The 20,795-nt window shown below is 30.2% G+C and carries 18 protein-coding genes; 12 read left to right on the forward strand and 6 right to left on the reverse strand.

The genetic code is table 11. From position 1 onward, the window contains the following. Positions 1-5: 5 nt before the first annotated feature. A complete protein-coding gene (locus IM532_RS01830) occupies positions 6-1,163 on the reverse strand; it encodes a M14 family zinc carboxypeptidase (protein WP_194181740.1) in 1,158 nt (385 codons plus the stop codon). Positions 1,164-1,165: 2 nt separating this feature from the next. Then, entirely contained in the window at positions 1,166-2,287 is a 1,122-nt protein-coding gene (locus IM532_RS01835; protein ID WP_194181741.1) for a GTP cyclohydrolase, read from the reverse strand. A 193-nt stretch (positions 2,288-2,480) separates the two neighbouring features. Here IM532_RS01835 and IM532_RS01840 point away from each other — a divergent pair, with 193 nt between their 5' ends. Both IM532_RS01840 and IM532_RS01845 read left to right on the forward strand, forming a co-directional pair. Then, entirely contained in the window at positions 2,481-3,173 is a 693-nt protein-coding gene (locus tag IM532_RS01840) for a zinc metallopeptidase (protein ID WP_194181742.1), read from the forward strand. 121 nt (positions 3,174-3,294) lie between these two features. Further along, positions 3,295-3,861: a hypothetical protein gene (locus tag IM532_RS01845; RefSeq protein WP_194181743.1), complete on the forward strand. Its 567-nt coding sequence runs from the start codon at positions 3,295-3,297 to the stop codon at positions 3,859-3,861. A gap of 42 nt (positions 3,862-3,903) precedes the next feature. Here IM532_RS01845 and IM532_RS01850 read toward each other — a convergent pair whose 3' ends face one another. The 3 genes from IM532_RS01850 to IM532_RS01860 form a co-directional block, all read right to left on the reverse strand. Continuing rightward, a complete protein-coding gene (locus IM532_RS01850) occupies positions 3,904-5,682 on the reverse strand; it encodes an AMP-dependent synthetase/ligase (RefSeq protein WP_194181744.1) in 1,779 nt (592 codons plus the stop codon). Between the two features lie 122 nt (positions 5,683-5,804). Continuing rightward, a complete protein-coding gene (locus tag IM532_RS01855) occupies positions 5,805-6,047 on the reverse strand; it encodes a hypothetical protein (protein WP_194181745.1) in 243 nt (80 codons plus the stop codon). Positions 6,048-6,062: 15 nt separating this feature from the next. Beyond that, entirely contained in the window at positions 6,063-7,469 is a 1,407-nt protein-coding gene (locus tag IM532_RS01860) for an MATE family efflux transporter (protein ID WP_194181746.1), read from the reverse strand. A 138-nt stretch (positions 7,470-7,607) separates the two neighbouring features. On the opposite strand from IM532_RS01860, the gene IM532_RS01865 reads away from it, so the two are divergent. Next, a complete protein-coding gene (locus IM532_RS01865) occupies positions 7,608-8,570 on the forward strand; it encodes an NAD(P)H-dependent flavin oxidoreductase (protein WP_194181747.1) in 963 nt (320 codons plus the stop codon). A gap of 4 nt (positions 8,571-8,574) precedes the next feature. Continuing rightward, positions 8,575-9,438, forward strand: coding sequence for an acyl-CoA thioesterase (locus IM532_RS01870; protein WP_194181748.1), 864 nt, complete (start codon positions 8,575-8,577; stop codon positions 9,436-9,438). Here the strand turns inward: IM532_RS01870 and IM532_RS01875 are convergent. Further along, positions 9,425-10,039: a DUF4126 domain-containing protein gene (locus IM532_RS01875; protein WP_194181749.1), complete on the reverse strand. Its 615-nt coding sequence runs from the start codon at positions 10,037-10,039 to the stop codon at positions 9,425-9,427. The genes IM532_RS01870 and IM532_RS01875 overlap by 14 nt on opposite strands. Positions 10,040-10,384: 345 nt before the next feature. Between IM532_RS01875 and udk the strand changes: the two genes are divergently transcribed. The 8 genes from udk to IM532_RS01915 all read left to right on the forward strand — a co-directional run bounded on the left by udk (position 10,385) and on the right by IM532_RS01915 (position 20,750). Next, complete coding sequence (udk, locus tag IM532_RS01880) at positions 10,385-11,005, forward strand: uridine kinase (protein ID WP_194181919.1); 621 nt, start codon at positions 10,385-10,387, stop codon at positions 11,003-11,005. Beyond that, complete coding sequence (locus tag IM532_RS01885) at positions 11,005-11,382, forward strand: FtsB family cell division protein (protein ID WP_194181750.1); 378 nt, start codon at positions 11,005-11,007, stop codon at positions 11,380-11,382. The genes udk and IM532_RS01885 overlap by 1 nt, the downstream gene beginning before the upstream one ends. Then, complete coding sequence (locus tag IM532_RS01890; RefSeq protein WP_194181751.1) at positions 11,375-12,649, forward strand: methylmalonyl-CoA mutase family protein; 1,275 nt, start codon at positions 11,375-11,377, stop codon at positions 12,647-12,649. Before IM532_RS01885 ends, IM532_RS01890 begins: the two co-directional genes overlap by 8 nt. A gap of 18 nt (positions 12,650-12,667) precedes the next feature. Continuing rightward, a complete protein-coding gene (locus IM532_RS01895) occupies positions 12,668-13,837 on the forward strand; it encodes a class I SAM-dependent methyltransferase (RefSeq protein WP_317172968.1) in 1,170 nt (389 codons plus the stop codon). A gap of 60 nt (positions 13,838-13,897) precedes the next feature. Beyond that, a complete protein-coding gene (locus IM532_RS01900; RefSeq protein WP_194181752.1) occupies positions 13,898-16,045 on the forward strand; it encodes an FUSC family protein in 2,148 nt (715 codons plus the stop codon). Positions 16,046-16,083: 38 nt separating this feature from the next. Continuing rightward, positions 16,084-17,883 carry an ABC transporter ATP-binding protein gene (locus IM532_RS01905; protein WP_194181753.1) on the forward strand — a complete coding sequence of 600 codons (1,800 nt, stop codon included), beginning with the start codon at positions 16,084-16,086 and terminating at the stop codon, positions 17,881-17,883. A gap of 56 nt (positions 17,884-17,939) precedes the next feature. Further along, entirely contained in the window at positions 17,940-18,599 is a 660-nt protein-coding gene (locus IM532_RS01910) for a hypothetical protein (protein WP_194181754.1), read from the forward strand. A 252-nt stretch (positions 18,600-18,851) separates the two neighbouring features. Beyond that, positions 18,852-20,750: an ABC-F family ATP-binding cassette domain-containing protein gene (locus IM532_RS01915; RefSeq protein WP_194181755.1), complete on the forward strand. Its 1,899-nt coding sequence runs from the start codon at positions 18,852-18,854 to the stop codon at positions 20,748-20,750. The last annotated feature ends 45 nt before the right edge of the window (positions 20,751-20,795 follow it).

A 20,795-nucleotide genomic window follows, 5' to 3' on the forward strand; every position in this document is an offset into this window, starting at 1 on the left:
TACTATTAATAATGAATTCTGCCGTTGATAAAATTATATTCGCCTACAGTAAATGTAGCAATTTGGTTTAACATAGGAAGACTTCCACTTTCATTATTAAAAATTTCTCCTTTTGCATCTAAATCAAGATGTCCAAAAAACTTTCTTAAATCTCCAATCTCTGTTATACTACCCTTTTCCGCTACTTTATTGGTATCTTTATAGTAGATATCTTCATAATATATTCCTATATCCACTAAGGATTCTTTTAAACCATTTTTAATTTTTATATTACGAATAATAACATCAAGAAACTTACTGCCATTTTTTGGTATCAATTCATATTCGGAGAAATCTAATTTTCTTGACATTGATATCGTATATAAACCTGTTATAATAGCAAGAGCATTATACTTTCGGGTAACATTACGTTGGTAGTCGTTAGGGTAATGTCCAGCTTCAAATAATATACATGGATAACCCATTTTGGTAAAGTTATCACCAGTAGCCATTGGATAGAATTCTGATGTATATCTTCCTATTTTCCCTGGAATCACCTTTTGTAACTCTGTATTCATGGCCTGAATAATCCCCATTGTGTGTTGACGCACATCATTCATTTCTTCTTCTATATTATAAGAAGGTGCTAAGAATGACAATGTTGCAGGTTCCGCAGTTTCACCAACATTAAATATTGTGCGCTGATCATGCAAATTAAATAATGTGATATAATTTTCACTTTCTACTTGTTGAAGTAGAATTTTAATTTCAAGAGATTGCTGAGCTAAAAAATCTCGGTTAGGATCTATACCAATCGCATTACGACGTGTATTAACATTAGCCCCATCGGGATTTAGCATTGGGATAAAATCGATAGTAATTTCGTGCAAAATTTGCTCAGCAATAATATGTTTTGAATTCAAAAAATTTAAAACATCAAACATTGATCTAGTTCCGGTCGATTCGTTACCATGCATTTGAGACCAAATTAATATACGTTTCGATCCTTTTCCTACTGAAATTTTATAAATAGAATTTCCAAGAAATGATTTTCCTATTTCTTTTTTTTCAATCGATATTTTAGAGAAATAATCTAATAAACCTTCAAAATTTAACCATTTATTATCAAAACCATCTTGTTTATATGAAGGATAAAGATCCTCTAGTTCTTTAATTTTTAGCATACTTAGATATCTTTTCTAAAAGTTTTACGTCGCTTATGATTTACAGGATTATAAGGTTTCCATAATACTTGTACATTATCGTTACCTACTAATTCAGGATTAGTTTCAAGATACTTAATATTATTACGTTTAAAGGTTTCGTACATTGCACTAAATATTAATGCTGTTACACCTTTACCTTGTAATTTTGGATCAACACCAATTAAATAAAATGCTGCAGAATCATTTTTACGATTAGCTTTTAACAAATGGTACCAACCAAAAGGAAATAACTTTCCATTGGCTTTTTGTAGCGCTTTAGAATATGAAGGCATCGTAATGGCAAATGCAACCATTTTATTATTCTCATCCACAATCACATTAACATAATCTGGATTAATGAATGGAATATATTTATTTTTATAATGTTCTATTTGATAGTCTGCGATTGGCACATACGTTTCTAATGAGCTATATGTTTTATCAAGCAAATCAAACATTTCATCTACGAATGGCAATAATTCTTTGGTTTTCTTAAATTTGAGTTCTCTCAACTTATAGCGTTCCTGAATTATTTTGTTAAACTTCACTACTTTTTCTGGTAAAACTTTAGGAGCTGGTAGAGAGAATTCAGTCCATTCACTAGATGTTTCAAAGCCTAATTTTTCGAAATGCTCCATATAATAGGACTCATTATATAAACCCACCATGGTAGCTAATTTATCAAATCCTTTTGTCAATAAACCTGCTTTATCCAGATTAGAAAATCCTACAGGTCCTTCCATATAATCTAATTGATGTGATTTACCAATCTCAGCCACTTTAGCTAATAAAGCTTTAGTAACCTCAATATCATCAATAGTATCAAACCAACCAAATCTCATTTTTGATTTTCCTTGCTCCTTCACTTCTTTCCAGTTTATGATAGCAGCAATTCTTCCTACAATTTGATCCCCTTTGTAAGCTAAAAAATAGCTTGCTTCTGCTTCTCTAAAAATAGGATTATGTTCTTTACTCATAGATTGTTTCTCGTCATTGATAATCGGAGGAACATAATATGGATTATTTTTATATAAGTTCATTGGATACTTAATAAAAGCCTCCAAATCTTTATTATTTTCAACTTCTTTGACCTGAATTTTCATAGTTGACAAATGTACATAAATCAGACATTTTTGAAAGTTTAATTTCTAAAATTAATGTCAAAATAACATATAATATACACGTTAAATACAACTTAAACCCTAAAAAAGTATTTATTGTCTATTTTTGTGCTATTATTCCTAGTTGGAATAATAATTGAATAACAAATTTTATTAAAACAAACATTTTATAGATATGAGTGGTTATTACATTCTAATAGGATTATTCATGCTTATAAGCATGGGCGTATCATCACAATTAAAAAGAAAATTCGCAAAATATTCTAAAACATTTCTTGCTAATGGAATGAGCGGGAAGGAAATTGCAGAAAAAATGTTAAGAGATCACGGAATTACTGATGTGCGTGTAATTTCTACTCCTGGACAATTAACAGATCATTACAATCCGGCAGATAAAACTGTAAACTTATCTGAAGTTGTTTATCATGAACGTAATGCAGCAGCAGCAGCAGTCTCTGCCCACGAATGTGGCCATGCTGTACAACATGCCATAGGATATTCATGGTTAGAAATGAGATCAAGAATGGTTCCTGCTGTAAATATAGCTTCTAGATTAAATCAATGGATTCTAATGTTAGGATTAGTAGTAGCAACGACTTCAGGAAACCCTTATTTACTTTGGATAGGAATTGCATTATTTGCGATAACTACCTTATTTGCATTTATAACGCTTCCTGTAGAATATGATGCATCAAACAGAGCATTAGCTTGGTTGAAAAATAAAAATATCGTATTACCAAATGAATATGATGGAGCTAAAGACTCCTTAAAATGGGCCGCTCGTACTTATGTAGTTGCTGCTATTGGTTCTTTAGCCCAACTTATATATTTTATTATGTTGGCCACTGGAAATAGAAATAACAATTAGTCATATATTACAAAAAAAAGAGCTCAAAAAATTTGAGCTCTTTTTTTTCTGTAATATTAAATTATCTTTATTTTTTTTGTTAATATATTATTTACATTTTATTTAATGCTAAATTTAAATTATGAAAAAATTAATATTTAGTTTAACTTTCAGTCTATTGGCCATTAGTGGTCATGCACAGGAAAAACTACCTTCTAAAATATTCTGGGATAATCTTCAGAAACATTGCAATAAAGCCTATAAAGGCAAGCTAGCTGATTATGTAAAGAATGATGATTTCTCAGGAAAAGAATTAATAATGCATGTTATTTCTTGTGAGCCAAATGAGATTAAAATCCCATTTCATGTGGGTGATGATCATTCTCGAACATGGATTTTAACTTTTGAAAATGATTTAATAAAATTAAAACATGACCATAGGCACCTCGATGGGTCTGAAGATAAAGTAACGCAATACGGAGGAACTAATCCTAATCCTGGCTTTGAAAATTTCCAAATGTTTCCTGCAGATCTAGAAACTTCACAACGCATTGGATATGCGTCAACAAACGTTTGGTGGATAACATTAAATGAAACGACCTTCACATATAACTTGCAACGTGCAGGATCCGATAAAAAATTCACTGTTGAATTTGATTTAACTAATGAAGTTCCAAAACCGCAAAATCCTTGGGGTTGGATAAAATAGATCTAAATAAAAAAGCCTGAAATTAATTTCAGGCTTTTTTATTTAGTATTTTTCTGGATATAATTTAAGATATAAATCTTTGTATTTTTCCATTACAGCTTTACGTTTTAGTTTTAATGTTGGTGTTAATAAACCTTCTTCAATCGTCCATTCATCCGGAGTCAATTCAAACTTTTTAATTTGTTCCCAGCTTCCTAAACCTACATTCATTCTTTCGATATCTTTTCTCATGACATCTAAAATAATCGAATCTTTGATAAGCTCTTCATTGGTTAATGGAATCTGTAAACTTTTCGATTGAAGATAATCCTTTAAGGCTTGGAAATTTGGCTTAATGATCGCACAAGGCATTTTCTGACCTTCACCTACAATCATAATTTGTTCAATGAAATTAGATTCCTTAAATTTATTTTCAATGACTTGTGGAGCAATATATTTACCCCCAGAAGTTTTAAAAATCTCTTTTTTACGATCAGTAATTTTTAATAACCCATTTTCTATAATCCCTATATCTCCGGTTTTAAAATACCCATCTTGTGTAAAAGTTTCAGCAGTTTTTTCCTCATCTTTATAATAACCTGAAGTAACTGATGGACCTTTCACTAAGATTTCACCATCTTCTGCAATTTTTACATCCAATCCTCTAAGTGGTGCCCCTACTGTTCCTATACCAAACATACCTTTTTCCATTTTATTAACGGAAATTACTGGGGAAGTTTCCGTTAAACCGTAGCCTTCTAAAATCGGAATTCCTGCCCCCCAAAAAATATGATTTAGTCGAGATGAAAGTGGCGCAGAACCTGAGACCATAACGACTAACTCACCTCCTACTCCTTCTTTCCATTTACTAAAAACTAGCTGTTTTGCAATGGCATATTTAAAATCAAAAAGAAACTCTTTTTCTTTATATGGATCATAATCTTGTATTAAATTCAGTGCCCACATAAATATCTTAGTTTTCAGCCCTCCTGCAGAAGCTCCAGTATTGTATATTTTATCATATACTTTTTCTATTAATCGCGGAACTACTGTCATTACATGTGGTTTTACCTCTTTCATATTCTCGCCTAAAGTATCAATACTTTCTGCATAATGAATTCCCATGCCAATATATTGGTATAAATAAATGAGCATTCTTTCAAATACATGATTGATCGGTAGAAAAGATAAAGCACGTGCATTTGCCGGAAATTCAGGAATTCTTTCCCAACTTCTTAGTACATTAAAAACAATATTCTCGTGAGAAAGAATTACTCCTTTTGGTCGTCCTGTCGTTCCTGAAGTATATATTAAAGTTACTATATCTGAAGGTTTGATAATATTTTTAATACTATCAACTTCATGTTGGGTAGAATCATCTTGACCTAAATCAAGTATTTCCCTCCAACTAGGAGCACCTTGAATTTCTTCAAAACAGTAAATTCCAACAAGTCCTTCTACTTTATTTTTTATAGAATTTATTTTTTGAAATAATTCTTGATCTGAAACTATACAAAATTTAGCTTCCGAATTAGTTAAAACGTATATAAAATCGTCTGGGGAAAGTGTAGGATATAATGGTACTGAAATGGCTCCAATTTGCTGTATTCCAATATCAGCAATATTCCATTCAGTACGATTTGTAGTAGTTACAATTGCAATTTTATCTTGAGGTTTGATCCCTAATTTTAGAAGTCCTCGGCTGAATGCATTAGCTTGTGAAACATAAGAAGAGGTAGATGTTTTTACCCATTCTCCCTTTACTTTACTAACTAATGCATCCTCTCGAGGATTTTTTTCTAATTGATAATAAGGAAAATCAAAAAGTCGTTTAATTTCCATCTCAGTTTTCTCGTTTTTTTGTTACAGCCAAAATAAATATTATTTTGATAAAAACAATAACAACAAACAAGAAATAATGTACTTTATACACTAATTGATCAACTATTTAAAGAATATGAAAATTATTCTACTTCCTCATCATCCAATTGAGCCATTTCGTTGTCATAAAACTCTAAAGCTAACTCAATTAAATTTGCAACTTCTGAATCAAAATCACTTCCTTCTTCTTCATCAGATAAATCTTCAAACCATTCTACCTCATCAGTTTCTACGTCCATTAAAAAACGTGGATACTCCGTATGTAAAATAAAAATTTTATCTGGTAATTCTGAATTGTCAGCAATTAAAAACTTAGGTAATTCCATAATATATAAATTTAATTATTGATTGTCTTTTATTAATTTTTTGGTTTGTTGATGGTATCTGTACAATAACATAAGCGCCGAAATTGTAAGTCCAATTCCTAATCCTATCCACATCCCAATTGCTCTCATTTCAAAATAAATCGCTAAAATAGTTCCTATAGGAATTGCGATTAACCAATAAGCGATGAAAGTTAACAAGGAAGGAATTTTTACATCCATCATCCCTCTTAAAGTTCCTAAAACGACTAATTGTACACCATCCGATAATTGAAATAATGAAGCTATAATAAGAAGTTGAGCTGCTAGTTTAATAACCTCAGGGTTTTCCACATATATGGTTGGCAAATCGTGTCTGAATACGACAAATAGTAATCCACAAATAAACATAAATGTGATAACCATATAAATACAAGACCACCCTGCCTCTTTTAAGGTTTTATAATCCCTTAAACCTAATTGATTTCCAATTCTTACTGTTGCGGCAACTCCAAGTCCTGTACACATCATAAACGTCGTAGATGCAAGATTGATTGCAATTTGATGAGCTGCTAAATTAACTTTTGCTAATTCTTGATCCATCAAAGAGTCTGTAAATGTATATCCACAAACAAATGCCGCCATAGAAAAAGCACTCATTTCAAAAAATGAAGTTAATGCAGTAGGAATTCCAATATTTGATATTTTTAGGAAAATTGATTTTTGAATATTTCTAAAAGATACTAATTTAAGCACCTCTCTTGTTTTCTTAAAATTCCATAAAACTATAATTAAAAATAAAGTCATGAATAAGCGGGATGCTAAAGTTCCCCAAGCTGCACCTGCTACTTCTAATCTTGGAAATCCCCAGTTACCGTATATCCAACCATAGTTTAGAGCTATATTAATCACATTCCCTAAAATTGTTGCGATAGTTACAGGAATTGTTAAAGATAAGCCTTCTGATAATTGTCTAAAAGATTGGAAAATCATTAAAGGAATCATAGAAAACGTCATAATTGTCAAATAAGGAATTGTCATATTAATAACATCTTCTGGTTGCTTCATAACATACAAAAGTGGCTTAGCAAAGGTTATTAATAAAAACAATAAGGTTGCTAGAGTAATATTTAAAATTAAACTATGAGAAAAATAGTTCGCTACATTTTTCTTATTTCCTGTCGCATCTTCTGCAGCTACTAAGGGTGAAAGAGCAAAGCTAAACCCAAAAGCAAATACCAATACTGCAAAAAACATTGAATTTCCTAAGGATGTAGCTGCTAAAGCCATTTTACTTATTCCTTCATCTTTTACATTATCAAATTTACCTCCCAAACCACCTACCATTATGGTGTCGATAATATTTACAGAAATCTGCCCTGCTTGAGTGATCATAACTGGTAAAGCAAGTGTCAAATTACGTTTTATATGTTCTTTAAAAGTCACGTTTATATTGATTATTTTGCAAAGATAACTTAATCCTTTGTTAAACATTATATCAGTACATAAATTAAAAAATGTTATCCTATAATACTACACATTTTTATATCTTGCATGTTTTAAAAACCACAAAAAAACTATCTAATGACAATACAAGAATTTAAACAGCGATTAGATATTCCTCTAATATCGTCACCCATGTTTTTAGTTTCAAGAACTGAATTAGTTATTGAAGCGTGTAAAAATGGCGTTTGCGGAACTTTTCCTTCACTAAATGGAAGAACTTCTGATGATTTTGAAAATATGTTAATTGAAATTACATCTGAATTAAAAAAATTTGAAGATCAAACAGGGATAAAGGCTGCTCCTTTTGGAGTAAATATAATTGTAAATCATACCAATCCAAGGATACAACCCGATCTAGAATTATGCGCAAAGTATAAGGTTCCTTTGGTGATAACTTCTTTAGGAGCTGTCAAAGAAATTGTAGATGCTGTCCATGCGTATGGTGGTTTAGTTTTTCATGATGTGATTAAAAAAAGACACGCAGAAAAAGCAGCAGAATCTGGCGTTGATGGTATAATAGCAGTAACTGCAGGAGCTGGTGGACACGCAGGTACTGCAAATCCCTTTGCTCTGTTAGCTGATATAAAATCGGTATTTAATGGACCTATTATTATGGCTGGATCACTAAACAATGGTAAAGATATTGCAGCTGTGCTAGCTATGGGAGCCGATTTTGCTTACATGGGAACCCGTTTTATAGCAACAAAAGAAGGATATGCGGATGATGCTTATAAAGAAATGATCGTTAATTCTACCTTAGAAGATGTTATCTATACAGCTGGAGTTTCTGGCGTACATGCTAATTTTTTAACAAAAAGTTTGGAACATGCCAATGTCAATATTGAGGAAGAAAAAGAAGAAGATTTTTCTAAACTTAATGGTGATGGACAAAAAGCTTGGAAAGATATATGGTCTGCAGGGCATGGAGTTTCTGGAATACAAGATATTCCAAGCACTAAAGAATTAATCGATAATATCAAAGCGGATTACAAAGCTGTTCTTCTCAGAAATAAAGAAGAATTAGAATTATTGAAATATTAAATAAATGAATACAACATCTGAACTAATCAAGCTAATTACGCTTAAAAAAATAGGCGATAATTTATATGAAGGAGAGAGTTCATATATGGGAAGTCCCAATGTTTTCGGTGGTCAAGTAGTAAGCCAAGCATTACACGCAGCTTACCAAACTGTGCCAAATGATCGTTTTTGCCATTCGTTACATTCGTATTTTATTCTTCCTGGAAATTTAGAATTACCTATACATTACGAGGTAACAATATTAAGAGATGGAGGAAGTTTTACTACACGATCTGTAACTGCACGCCAAAATGGTGAGGCAATATTTATGATGGCGTGTTCTTTCCAATTAGAACAAGAAGGATTAGAGCATCAAATACCAATGCCTAATGTAACATCTCCCGATCAATTAATTAGTTGGAGTGAAATTGCTAATCAATTTGGAACAATGCTTCCAAAACAGATTCAGAAATTTGTATCAGCCGAAAGACCTTTAGAATTTAAACCTGTTGAGATACCAAATCCGTTTGAGAAAAAAGATTACGATCCGATTAGTAATGTTTGGATGAAATTTAACGACTTAGAAGATGATTACTCATTGCCTATTCTTCATCAATTAATTGCTTATAGCTCAGACTATAATGTTTTATCAACTGCTTTGATGCCTCATGCCTCTAAGGCGCATTTTGGTAATACACAATTAGCAAGTTTAGATCATTCTATCTGGTTTCACCGCAAGCCAAATATTAATGATTGGTTACTTCTTCATGTAGAATCTCCAAGCGCTTCTAATACGAGAGGATTTAATAAAGGTTCGATATTTAATTTAAGCGGTGAATTAATCTGTAGCCTAACACAAGAAGGCTTAATGAGACCTATTCAGCGTTAGAAGTAGAATGATTAATGATTTCAGAAGTACGTTTTTTTACACGTTTCCAAACTTTAATCACTACAAATAAAAGTATTACAGCAAAAATAAAAGCTAGTGGAGCAATTACAATTGCTGTAATACTTAAAAATAAAGCTCCTACAGTTTCACCAGTATTGACTAGGAAATTCCCAAGGCCACCAGTTGTCGTTGTTGAGACAGCCCTAGCAGTTGCAGTTGTAGAGCTAATTGCTGCTGCAGTACCACCACCAGTAATAATTGCTAATGCCCAAGTTGCCACTTCGTTCATATCTACTAACGTTGCACTGACGGCAAATGTACCAGCAATTGCTGCTAAAGGAACCGATATTGTATCGAGCATATTGTCTACGAAAGGAATATAATAAGCACCAATCTCTACCACCATCGCTACTCCGAGAGTAATCAGAGCTGGCCAACTTCCAACCCATAACAAATTTTCATTTATTTCAATGTAGTTCCCAGCAATATTAGCTGTTAAACTCAAAAAAAATAAAGGTAGAAAAACTCTAAAGCCAGAAGCAGCAGCTAATCCTACTCCAAGAAAAAGTGAAAGCACTGTACTTCCTGTAAAAAAATCCATAGTTTCTTAATTTATAATTGTGGTTTGTTACATAAATATATGATAAATATCTATTTTTTATAAGTTATTTTTTTTTTTCCTTTGCAGACAGTTTAATTTTTGAGATTGAGTAGATATTATTCAGCAAAACAACCTATACTAACAAATTTTAAAAATCCTCTCACAGCTTGTGAGTTTTTTTTTGAAAATTAGCTGTAAAATTTTTAAAAATACATATTTACTCCCTCCATTTAAACTGTTAGGAAATTGATTAAATTATTATCTTTATTATAAAATAAATTTAAATAATAACTCTTGATTCTACATTGGTAAATGATAAATAATAACAAAAATACACGTTCAAAAATGTTAGTTATAGGAATTGCAGGAGGTACTGGCTCTGGTAAAACAACTGTTGTAAATAATATATTACGAGACCTAAATACGGAAAGCGTAATTGTAATTTCACAAGACAATTATTACAAAGACAATCATGATTTACCCTTAGAAGAACGTTCAAAAGTAAATTTTGACCATCCAAGATCCATAGATTTTGATTTATTAAAAACGCATGTACGCGCCTTAAAAAATGGAGAAACAATAGAGCAACCTGTTTATTCCTTCATTACGCATACACGCACAGGTGAGACAATCTTAACTCATCCACAATCAGTTATTATTGTAGAAGGAATTTTAGTTTTAACAGATGCTGAATTGCGCGAATTATTTGATGTAACAATATTTGTTCATGCTGATTCTGATGAAAGATTAATTCGTCGTGTTCGTCGTGATATCCAAGAAAGAGGTCGAGATTTAGATGAAGTATTATCTCGTTACCAAGACACATTAAAACCTATGCATCAACAATTTATTGAACCTTCAAAAAATTATGCAGATATTATTATTCCAAACATGAAAAAAGGACATTCAGTTGCTGTAAAAATACTATCTTCGGTAATCAAAGAAAAATTGAATTCTAAAGTATAATGAGCACATTCATCGAAAAACTTGCATCTTCCAAAAAATATTCAAAATTTGTACCTTACGTTAAATGGTTTGGTTATTTTGTTAACCGCTATACAGTTGTAAGTGTATGTTTTATTATTTGGATGATTTTTTTCGATCAAAATTCATTTATCACACACCAAGAATTAGATAAGCAAATCAGAAATCTAGAAATGGACGAAGCATATTTTCGTAAAAATCTAGAAAATGAGAATGAAAAACTAAAAATGTTAATCGATAATCCTGCTGAAATTGAACGTATTGCTCGTGAAAAGTTCTTTTTAAAGAAAGATAACGAGGACATTTTTATCATACAGGAAGAACCACAAAAAAAACCGCAAAAAACCACCGATGAGTAATTTATTTGATGAATTTGATTCTATTTCTGAAAAACAATGGAAGAACAAAGTTCAAGTTGAGTTAAAAGGTTTAGAATATAATGAAACACTGGTTTGGGGTACAAATGACCAAATCAACGTAAAACCATTGTATACTATAAATGATATTGATTACAGCACTATACAACCACTCCCACGAAAAAATTCGGATTGGAAAATAATTTCAAATTATACAGGAAATGCTGATCAGGATTATTCTTTTTTATATGGGTTTGATATTAATTATGCACCATTAAAAGAGACTAAATCAATACCCTCGTACCTTGATTTATTTATCAATATAGATGAATCAAATTCGTTTGATGAGTTAGATCATTTAAAAAATCTGAAATACCTTAATTTAGATATTTTCGGGTATTATGCACAAAACGGTTTATGGCAAACGGATACAAAAGAAGCATCTTACGATTTGGTGAGAAAAGCACTTGCTACTACATCTTTTGAAAAATCACTTGCTATACAAGGTGAGGTTTACCAAAATGCTGGCGCTAATCATGTACAGCAATTAGCAATTGTTTTGGCACATGCCGTAGAATATCTTGAAGAATTTGGGACTGAGGTAGCTGAGAAAATTTATTTTAGATTTGCAGTAGGTAGTAATTATTTCTTCGAAATTGCAAAATTACGTGCTTTCCGTTTTTTATGGAAAATGATTTTAGAACAGTATAATGTAGAAAGTGAAGCCGTAATTTATACTACAAATTCGTTAAGAAATAAATCAAAATTGGATCGATACAATAACGTTATCCGTACTTCTGTAGAAGCCAATGCTGCAATCTTAGGAGGAAGTGATATCATCAACGTTAAATCATATGATGAGTTATATGAAACGACAGATTTTGGATTAGAAATAGCTGCAAAACAACAATTACTTTTACAAAAAGAATCAAATTTAGATCAATTTACTGATCCTGTTGCAGGTTCTTATTATGTAGAAAATCTAACAAATCAAATGGCTGAAAATGCCTTAGAATTGTTTAAAAATATACAGAATGTTGGTGGATTTACCAAAGCTTTAGAAAACGAAACTATTCAGGATTACGTATATACTAGTGCGCGCAAAGAACAAAAAGAATTTGATCATAAAGAACTTAGTTTAATCGGCGTGAACAAATATAGAAATACTGAAGAAACGATTGAAAATCAGAAAAAAGAAAAAGTAGTAAAAGCTGCTTTATTCATTCCGATAGTACCTTCTCGTTTGGCAGAAAAACTAGAAAAAAAATAATAAAAAAAGGCGATTTTTGTGATTAATGAAACAATATTAACTCCTGAATTTCAGGCGTATTTATCATCTATTGAAAAAGAAGATATTAGAGCAATTGGATTAAAAAAATCGCCTTTTCCTGAAATAAACTCAGCTGAAATTGCACAGCAACTGAAAGGGTTACAAGTTTCAAAAAATAAATTTCCTACATTTTATAAAACACAAGGTATATATTTCCCTCCTTCTATTAATTTAGAACAAGCTAGCTCTGAAGCTACTGCAAATTATAAAGCATCATTAATACAAGGGAATAAATTAATTGATTTAACAGCAGGTTTAGGAATAGACAGTCTTGCATTTAGCAATCAATTTGAGGAAGTAATTCATATCGAACAAAATCAAATTTTAAGTGAAATTGTTGCTCATAATGTAAAAATATTAGAGAAAAACATTCATTGTTTCCAAGGAACTTTTGATGAATATTTTGAAAAAAATCCTTCTGAAACTTTTGATACAATTTATTTAGATCCAGCGCGTCGTAATGCTTCTGGAAGAAAATTTATATTAGAAGATTTAGAACCTAATATACTAGAGTATCTTCCAACTTTTTTTGAGAAGACAGAACAAATAATGGTGAAGTTATCTCCTCTTTTAGATCTTTCACTCACTATTAATCAGATTTCGTGCATCAAAGAAATTCATATTGTCGCATTAAAAAATGAAGTTAAAGATTTTTTAATTATTCTAGATAAATCAATTACAACTTCAAATCCCACAATAGTTTGTGTAAATTTAGAAACAGAGCAATCTTCCTTTACTTATAAGTTTAATGAGGAGAGTGAATCTTTCCCTGTCCTTGGAGGTCCAAAAAAATATTTATACGAACCTAATAGTGCTATTTTAAAAGCAGGAGGATTTAAAATCATATGTTCTAAATATGATGTATTTAAACTTCATCAAAATACACATCTATACACATCTGATGCATTAATCTCAGACTTCCCTGGTCGTATATTTGAAATTTTAGAAGTTGTAAAAAATCCGAAAAAAGAAATTAATAAAACAAAGGCAAATTTATTGGTGAAAAATAATCCGGATAATATCGATACAATAAAGAAAAAATTTAAAATTAATGATGGTGGCGACATAACATTAATTTTTACTCAAAGTATTGATGGAGTTCATATTTTTAAAACCAAAAGAATATAAAAACGCTTTATAACCTAAAAACTTTTCTATTTTTGTAAGTAATAAAACAATATATCCTACTTGCAATATAAAACTAAAATAGAAAATTTCCTTAATAGTGAAATGTTTTCTGATGGATTAAAAACATCATTTTCACTTATCTTACCTCCTATCATCTTCGGATTATTTGATCGAATTGATATTGGTATTACACTCTCATTTGGTGTGGTATTAACCCATATTTGTGATATCCCAGGAATCGTTAAAGATCGTAGAAATTTTATGCTGTTAGCAATTTTTCTAACAACCGTTGTATCATTTCTTACTCGCACATATTCATACAATTCAACACTTGTATTTATAACTCTACCAATCATTACATTTTCCATGGCTATGCTCACTGTTTACGGACAGCGAACAACTAATCTTGGTATGGCTGTAATGTTATCGTATGTAATGAGTTTAGCAATTCGTACTACTGAGGTTGACTTTCCTCCACTTACACATTCTTTGTTTGTAATGGCTGGTGGAATTTGGTATATGATTTTCAGCCTAATGGTTTCTCAATTCAGACCGTATAAAATGGCTCAACAAGCTTTGGCTGATTGTATGAACCATATCGGGGAATATGTGCGTATAAAAAGTAAATTTTATGATTCTGAGATTGATACAGAGAAAATTACTCAGGAACTCTTAGAAGAACAAATACTGATTAATGAGAAACAAGATTTAGTTAGAGAATTAGTTTATAAAAATAAAAAGTTAATAAAAGATACAACTGTTATCGGAAGATCGTTAGTGTTCATATTTTCTGATTTAAATGATATTTTCGAAAGTTTTAATGCAACTCATTTTGATTATGTAAAAATGCATGATAAATACGGAAATGACGAAGCGTACAGACAAATTTATCGGATTGGAAATAAAATTTCTCTAGAACTAAAATCCATAGCATTTCATATCAATACTTCAAGAAAACCAAAATCAAAGTTCGATTTTGATAAGGAGTTGAATAAACTAAAGGAACAAATCAATTTATATAATGATGAAGATAGAGTCTTTATGCAAAACGTATATTTAAACTTAAAGCATATTGTACAAAAAATTAATTTTATTCATCGTTTCTTTTATGAGAAGAATATCAAAGAAAAGAAAAAGAATCCATACGATCATTTAGAAAAATTTACAACTAATCGTGATTATAAGCTTAAAAATATAACTGAACATTTAAATCTTAAATCTTCTATTTTTAGACACGCTCTTCGTCTAAGTATTGTAATGTTAATGGGATTTTCTTTAACATTTATGCTTCCTAATACATCTCATAGTTATTGGATTTTAATGACTATTCTGGTAATTATGAAACCCGGTTTTAGTGTGACTAAAAAGAGAAATTATCAGCGTTTATTAGGAACTGTTTTTGGCGGAATAATTGGTTTATCTGTCGTTTATTTTATAGAAAATAAAGAAATTAAATTTGGGATAATGTTAGTTCTAATGATATTTGCTTATACCTATCTAAGGCATAAATATGTTATTGGCACCCTATTTTTAACGGCTTATATCCTAATATCTTTTAGTTTTTTAACTGAATATAATTCTTTCGAAATTATTGGGGAACGATTAGCAGATACTTTTATAGGTGGATCTTTAGCTTTTATTTCTAGTTATATTATTTTACCATCATGGGAAAGCAAAAATATCAATACCACTATACAAAAAGCATTAATTGCTAATTATAATTTCCTTTTTTATATTTTCTATTATGTGATTTATCGCGATGTAAATATGACAAAGTATAAATTGGCCCGTAAAAATGTATATGTTAACATGGCAAATGTAACTTCTATATTTCAGCGTGTAATTTCTGAACCAAAGAAAACTCAAATAAATGCTAAAGAATTAAATAGATTTACGATTTTCAATCACTCATTTGTGTCTTATTCTATTGGAATTATAGAACTTATGCAACGTAAAAAAAATATAATTGTACGGGTAGAACATATCGATTTAATGGTTAAAATTCTACAACAACTACATACAGTTATATTAATTTTTGGGGAATATGAAAAAACTTTTTCACCTAAAGATTTAATGAAAGAATATCAAATGCCAATTCTTTATCAGGAAAAAGAAGATAACCAACCAGATCTAATCATGGAATTGTTAGAATTAGTAGAAGAAATTGTTTTTGATTTAGGAAAAGTATCAAAAAAAATGAATTGGTAGAAATTTTGAACTAAATTTAAGATTATCAATTTAACACTATGACTTTAGTTCAACTCTTTAAAAACTTAAAACCCTACGTTAAGCCATACCGTCTGCTTGTTGTAGGAACTTTAACTTTAACACTTATTGGTTCTTTTGCAGCCCAAGTAAATGCGCTAGTATTACAATATACAGTCGATTCGATAAACAGACTAGTAGAAGCAGGTGAAGGACTAGAAGCAGGATTGCAAATCTTAACAGTTATTAGTATAATACTGCTAACGAAAGAAGTTTTGAACTTATTTATCACTTTTGGTCAAAAATATTTTGGAGAAAAATTAAGAATATACATTTCTCGAGATTTATCTCAAGCTATTATTGAAAGGATTTTAACCTATCGGATGGCCTTTTATACTAATAATGATAATCAGTCCGGTAAATTGCAAACTCGTATAGATCGTGGTGTAGAAAGTTTAACACGACTTGTACAAAATTTCTTTATTGATATTTTACCATTATTTGCTAATTCTATTATTGCCTTATTTTTTATGTTTAATGCCAACTTTTACGTTGGTTTAGTAGGTGTATGTATTATCCCAATTTATTTTTGGATTACTCAACGACAAGCAAAAAAACTGGGAGGATGGCGCCGTAATTTAAGGAATTTTAGAGAACTTAAATCTCAAGGAATTTTAGGAATTATAGATTCGATAACAGTAATAAAATCTTATAACAGAGAAAGTATTGAAGCTAAAAAACAACTTGATTTACAGCATCAATTAACAGAAAATCAACTTCAAACTCGTAAAACTAGTTTTTATTACGATGGAATTAAAACTTTTATAGAGCAAATTGGTGTCGTTTTAATAATCATTTTAACAGCATATTTTGTATTAGATGGTATTATGACAATTGGTGCCATTATGTTTCACATTTTACTATTTAATAATGTTTCTGCTCCAATTCGTCAGTTGCACCGTATTTATGATGAAATGAACGATGCCATGATATATTCAGAAAGTTTTTTCGCAATAGTAAATGCAGAAGACGAAACAGAATCTTCAGGCAATTATATACCTACAGAATTAAAGGGAGAATTTATTATTAAAGATTTGGATTTCTCTTATCCTAATGGATTTTTAGCCTTGAAAAATATAAATATGAAAATTCAACCTAATAAGATTACTGCTCTTGTAGGTTTATCTGGGGCGGGAAAAAGTACCGTAATTAATTTACTTGATAAATTTTATAAGCCTAATTCCGGTAAAATCACATTAGATGGAGTAAATTTAGAAGAATATGATACACAATACCTACGCGATAATGTAGGATTGGTTCTACAGAAAAATCACATATTTAACGGAAGTATTGAAGATAATATACGTTATGGGAGTATAAATGCAACCAAAGAGGAAATAATTGATGCGGCAAAGAGAGCTTATATTCATGATCAGATTATGCTTTTACCAGATAATTATGATTCTAATGCATTGCTACTATCCGGAGGCCAGCAACAGCGTATTGCGATTGCTAGAGTTTTTATTAAAAATCCTCCAATTATATTCCTAGATGAACCTACAGCAAGCCTAGATGCAATTGCTACTGAACAAATTAAAAATAGTTTAGATTCTATTAAAAAAGATAGAACCGTGATTATTATATCTCATAGTATTTCGCAAATTATAGATGCTGATTATACTTATGTTATGAAAGAAGGAGAAGTAGTAGAACATGGCGTGCATGAGGATGTATATCATCAAAATGGTACTTATAAAGAAATTTTTGATGCAATGGCTAAAAGTCTTAACATTGATAAAATTGCAAAAACATTAGATGAAGATGATGAAGAAAATTTTTAAAAAATATATTATGTAATTTATTTATTTGCCTTATATTTATTGTATATCAATATTTTATGAAAATCTGTATATTTCTAATATTATCTATTTCTCTTTTTTCAAGTTGTAATAAATCTAAAGAAATTAGCTTAGAAGATATTCCAACAGAAGAAATATTATACAAACATGCATTAGATGTGCCTGTTGGTAATTTAGGAGTAATTATAATCACTGATAGTTTAGGCGAATTTAATAATTCAACAGAAGATTTTAAAATTAAAGAAGAAACTTCTTTACGCCCAATTTTAAATAAATTAGATGCTAGTATAAAATTGGATAGTCTTATCAAAAACAAAACAGCTCATTATTTAACTCAGCATAATAAAAAATTTGAAATAGTAAATTTTAATAACAAAGATATATTTCAAAAACTATTAAATGGTAAAACTGATCAGATCGATTTTTCTGAACTTAGTTTTAATGATAAATATGATGATATACTTTTTGTAGCCTTACGTTCTGGTATTAAATATGATGACTTTAAAAATTTAGAAGGGAAAACTAATATTTATTTAACCTTATTTGATAAAAAAACTAAAAAGATTAAGTACAATGAAATCATAACTGGTTCTAAAAATTTAGAACTATTAGATTTCAAATCACAAGAAGATTATATAAAAAATCTATTATTGGAATCTATTCAAAATACACTTGAAATTATTCAAAAAAATAAGTAAATCATTGAACTATGCGTTAACCCTCGGGTTGAATTTCTGGAAGTCCTGAAACTTTAATAAGTTTCAGGATTTTTTTAGAAAAAAAGATAAAAAACTATAAGATAAATTTATATAACGTAAATGCTAACTTAAGTATTTCCTTTAGCTTATCTTTGACCATTCTAACATTTATAGGAATAAAACACCAAATAAAATCTTGATTTATTTTGGATAACGTTTTATATTCTAAAAATTATAAATAAGTATATACCAATGAATTTTCTTACAGTTGAAAATCTAACAAAATCATACGGAATTCGAACATTATTTCATGATGTAAATTTCCACGTAAACGAAGGTGACCAAATTGCTTTTGTAGCCAAAAATGGAAGTGGAAAATCTACATTACTAAAAATTTTATCAGGCTTAGAAACGCCAGATTCTGGAGACGTTCGTCCAGGAAAAGGAGTTAAAATTTTGATGCTAGATCAAAGTGATGAGTTCGAAGAAAACTTAAAAGCTGAAGAATATATCTTTAATCATTCAAACGAAGTTTTAGATGTGGTTCGCCAATATGATCATATGATCGAAAATGACCCTTCTAATCCTGAGTTAATGGATATTATGGGAAAAATGGATATGCTAGACGCATGGAGAGTTGAACCAGTAATTAAAGAAATTTTATCAAAGTTAAAGATTGATTTTTTAGATCAAAAAATTGGAAAATTATCAGGCGGCCAAAGAAAACGTATTTCTTTAGCAAAATTTTTAATTGACTTAAGTTTTGAACAAGGTTATGTGCTTCTTATTCTAGATGAACCTACCAACCATTTGGATATTGAAATGGTAGAATGGTTAGAATACTTCTTAAACAAAGAAAATAAAACATTGATACTTGTTACCCACGACCGTTATTTCTTAGATGCTATTTGTACTAAGATTTTGGAAATGGAAGACAAAACATTATACGTACACTCTGGAAATTACGAAACTTATATAACAAACAAAGCTTTACGAATTGACAATCAAAATGCAAGTATAGACAAAGCGAAAAACTTGTACCGTAAAGAAATAGAATGGATGCGCAGACAACCAAAAGCGCGTACAACAAAATCTAAATCAAGAATCGATTCTTTTTATGATACTGAAAAGGCTGCAAAACACAAAATTGTTGATCAAAAGGTAAAATTAGAAATGGTTATGACTCGTTTAGGTCAAAAAATCATTGAAATGGAACATGTTTCTAAAGCTTTTGGCCAGAAAAAAATCTTAGACGATTTTTCATATGTTTTTGCGCGTGGTGCTAAAATTGGTTTAGTTGGAAAGAATGGAGTTGGAAAAACTACTTTCTTAAAAATGCTGGAAGGAGCTGAATCATCTGATTCTGGTATAATTGATAGAGGTGAAACTTTAAACATAGGACATTTTAAACAAGATGGAATTAACTTTAAGGAAGATGAACGTGTAATTGAGTTTGTGAAAGATATTGCAGACTTTTTCCCTCTTTCTAATGGAAAAGAAATGAGAGCCGAGCAATTCTTAGAAATGTTCTTATTTTCTCCAGAACAACAGCATACTCAAATTTCAAGATTAAGTGGAGGTGAGAAAAAACGTTTACAATTATTATCTATCTTATATCGTAATCCTAATTTCTTGATTTTAGATGAGCCTACAAACGATTTAGACTTACCAACTTTAACAGTGTTAGAAAGCTTTTTAGAGGATTACCAAGGATGTCTTTTGGTCGTATCACATGACCGTTATTTTATGGATAAAGTTGTTGATGAGTTAATGATCTTTGAAGGTGAAGGTAAAGTTTCTCGTTATATGGGAACATATACAGAATATCATATCGAAGAAAAAGAGAAGCCAAAAGTAGAGCAGGAAAACATTAAAATTGAAAAGGTTGATATCGTAAAAGAGGAAGTAAAACCTATCGTAAAACATGTAGAAACTAAATCTCGAAAGTTATCTTATAAAGAGCAGAGAGAGCTAGAACAAATCAATAAAGAGTTACCCGTTTTAGAGGTTAAAAAGGCTGAATTAACGAGCCTATTATCCGACCCTAATTTGCCTTATGATAAGATTGCTATTATAGGAGATGATTTACAAAAAGTGGTCGATTTAATAGAAGAGTATGAATTTCGTTGGTTAGAACTTTCAGAAGAATAAATTATTTATATAAAAAAACCTCATCGATATAAGATGAGGTTTTCT

It is taken from the genome of Faecalibacter rhinopitheci, from assembly GCF_015234135.1.
GTDB classification, from domain to species: domain Bacteria; phylum Bacteroidota; class Bacteroidia; order Flavobacteriales; family Weeksellaceae; genus Empedobacter; species Empedobacter rhinopitheci.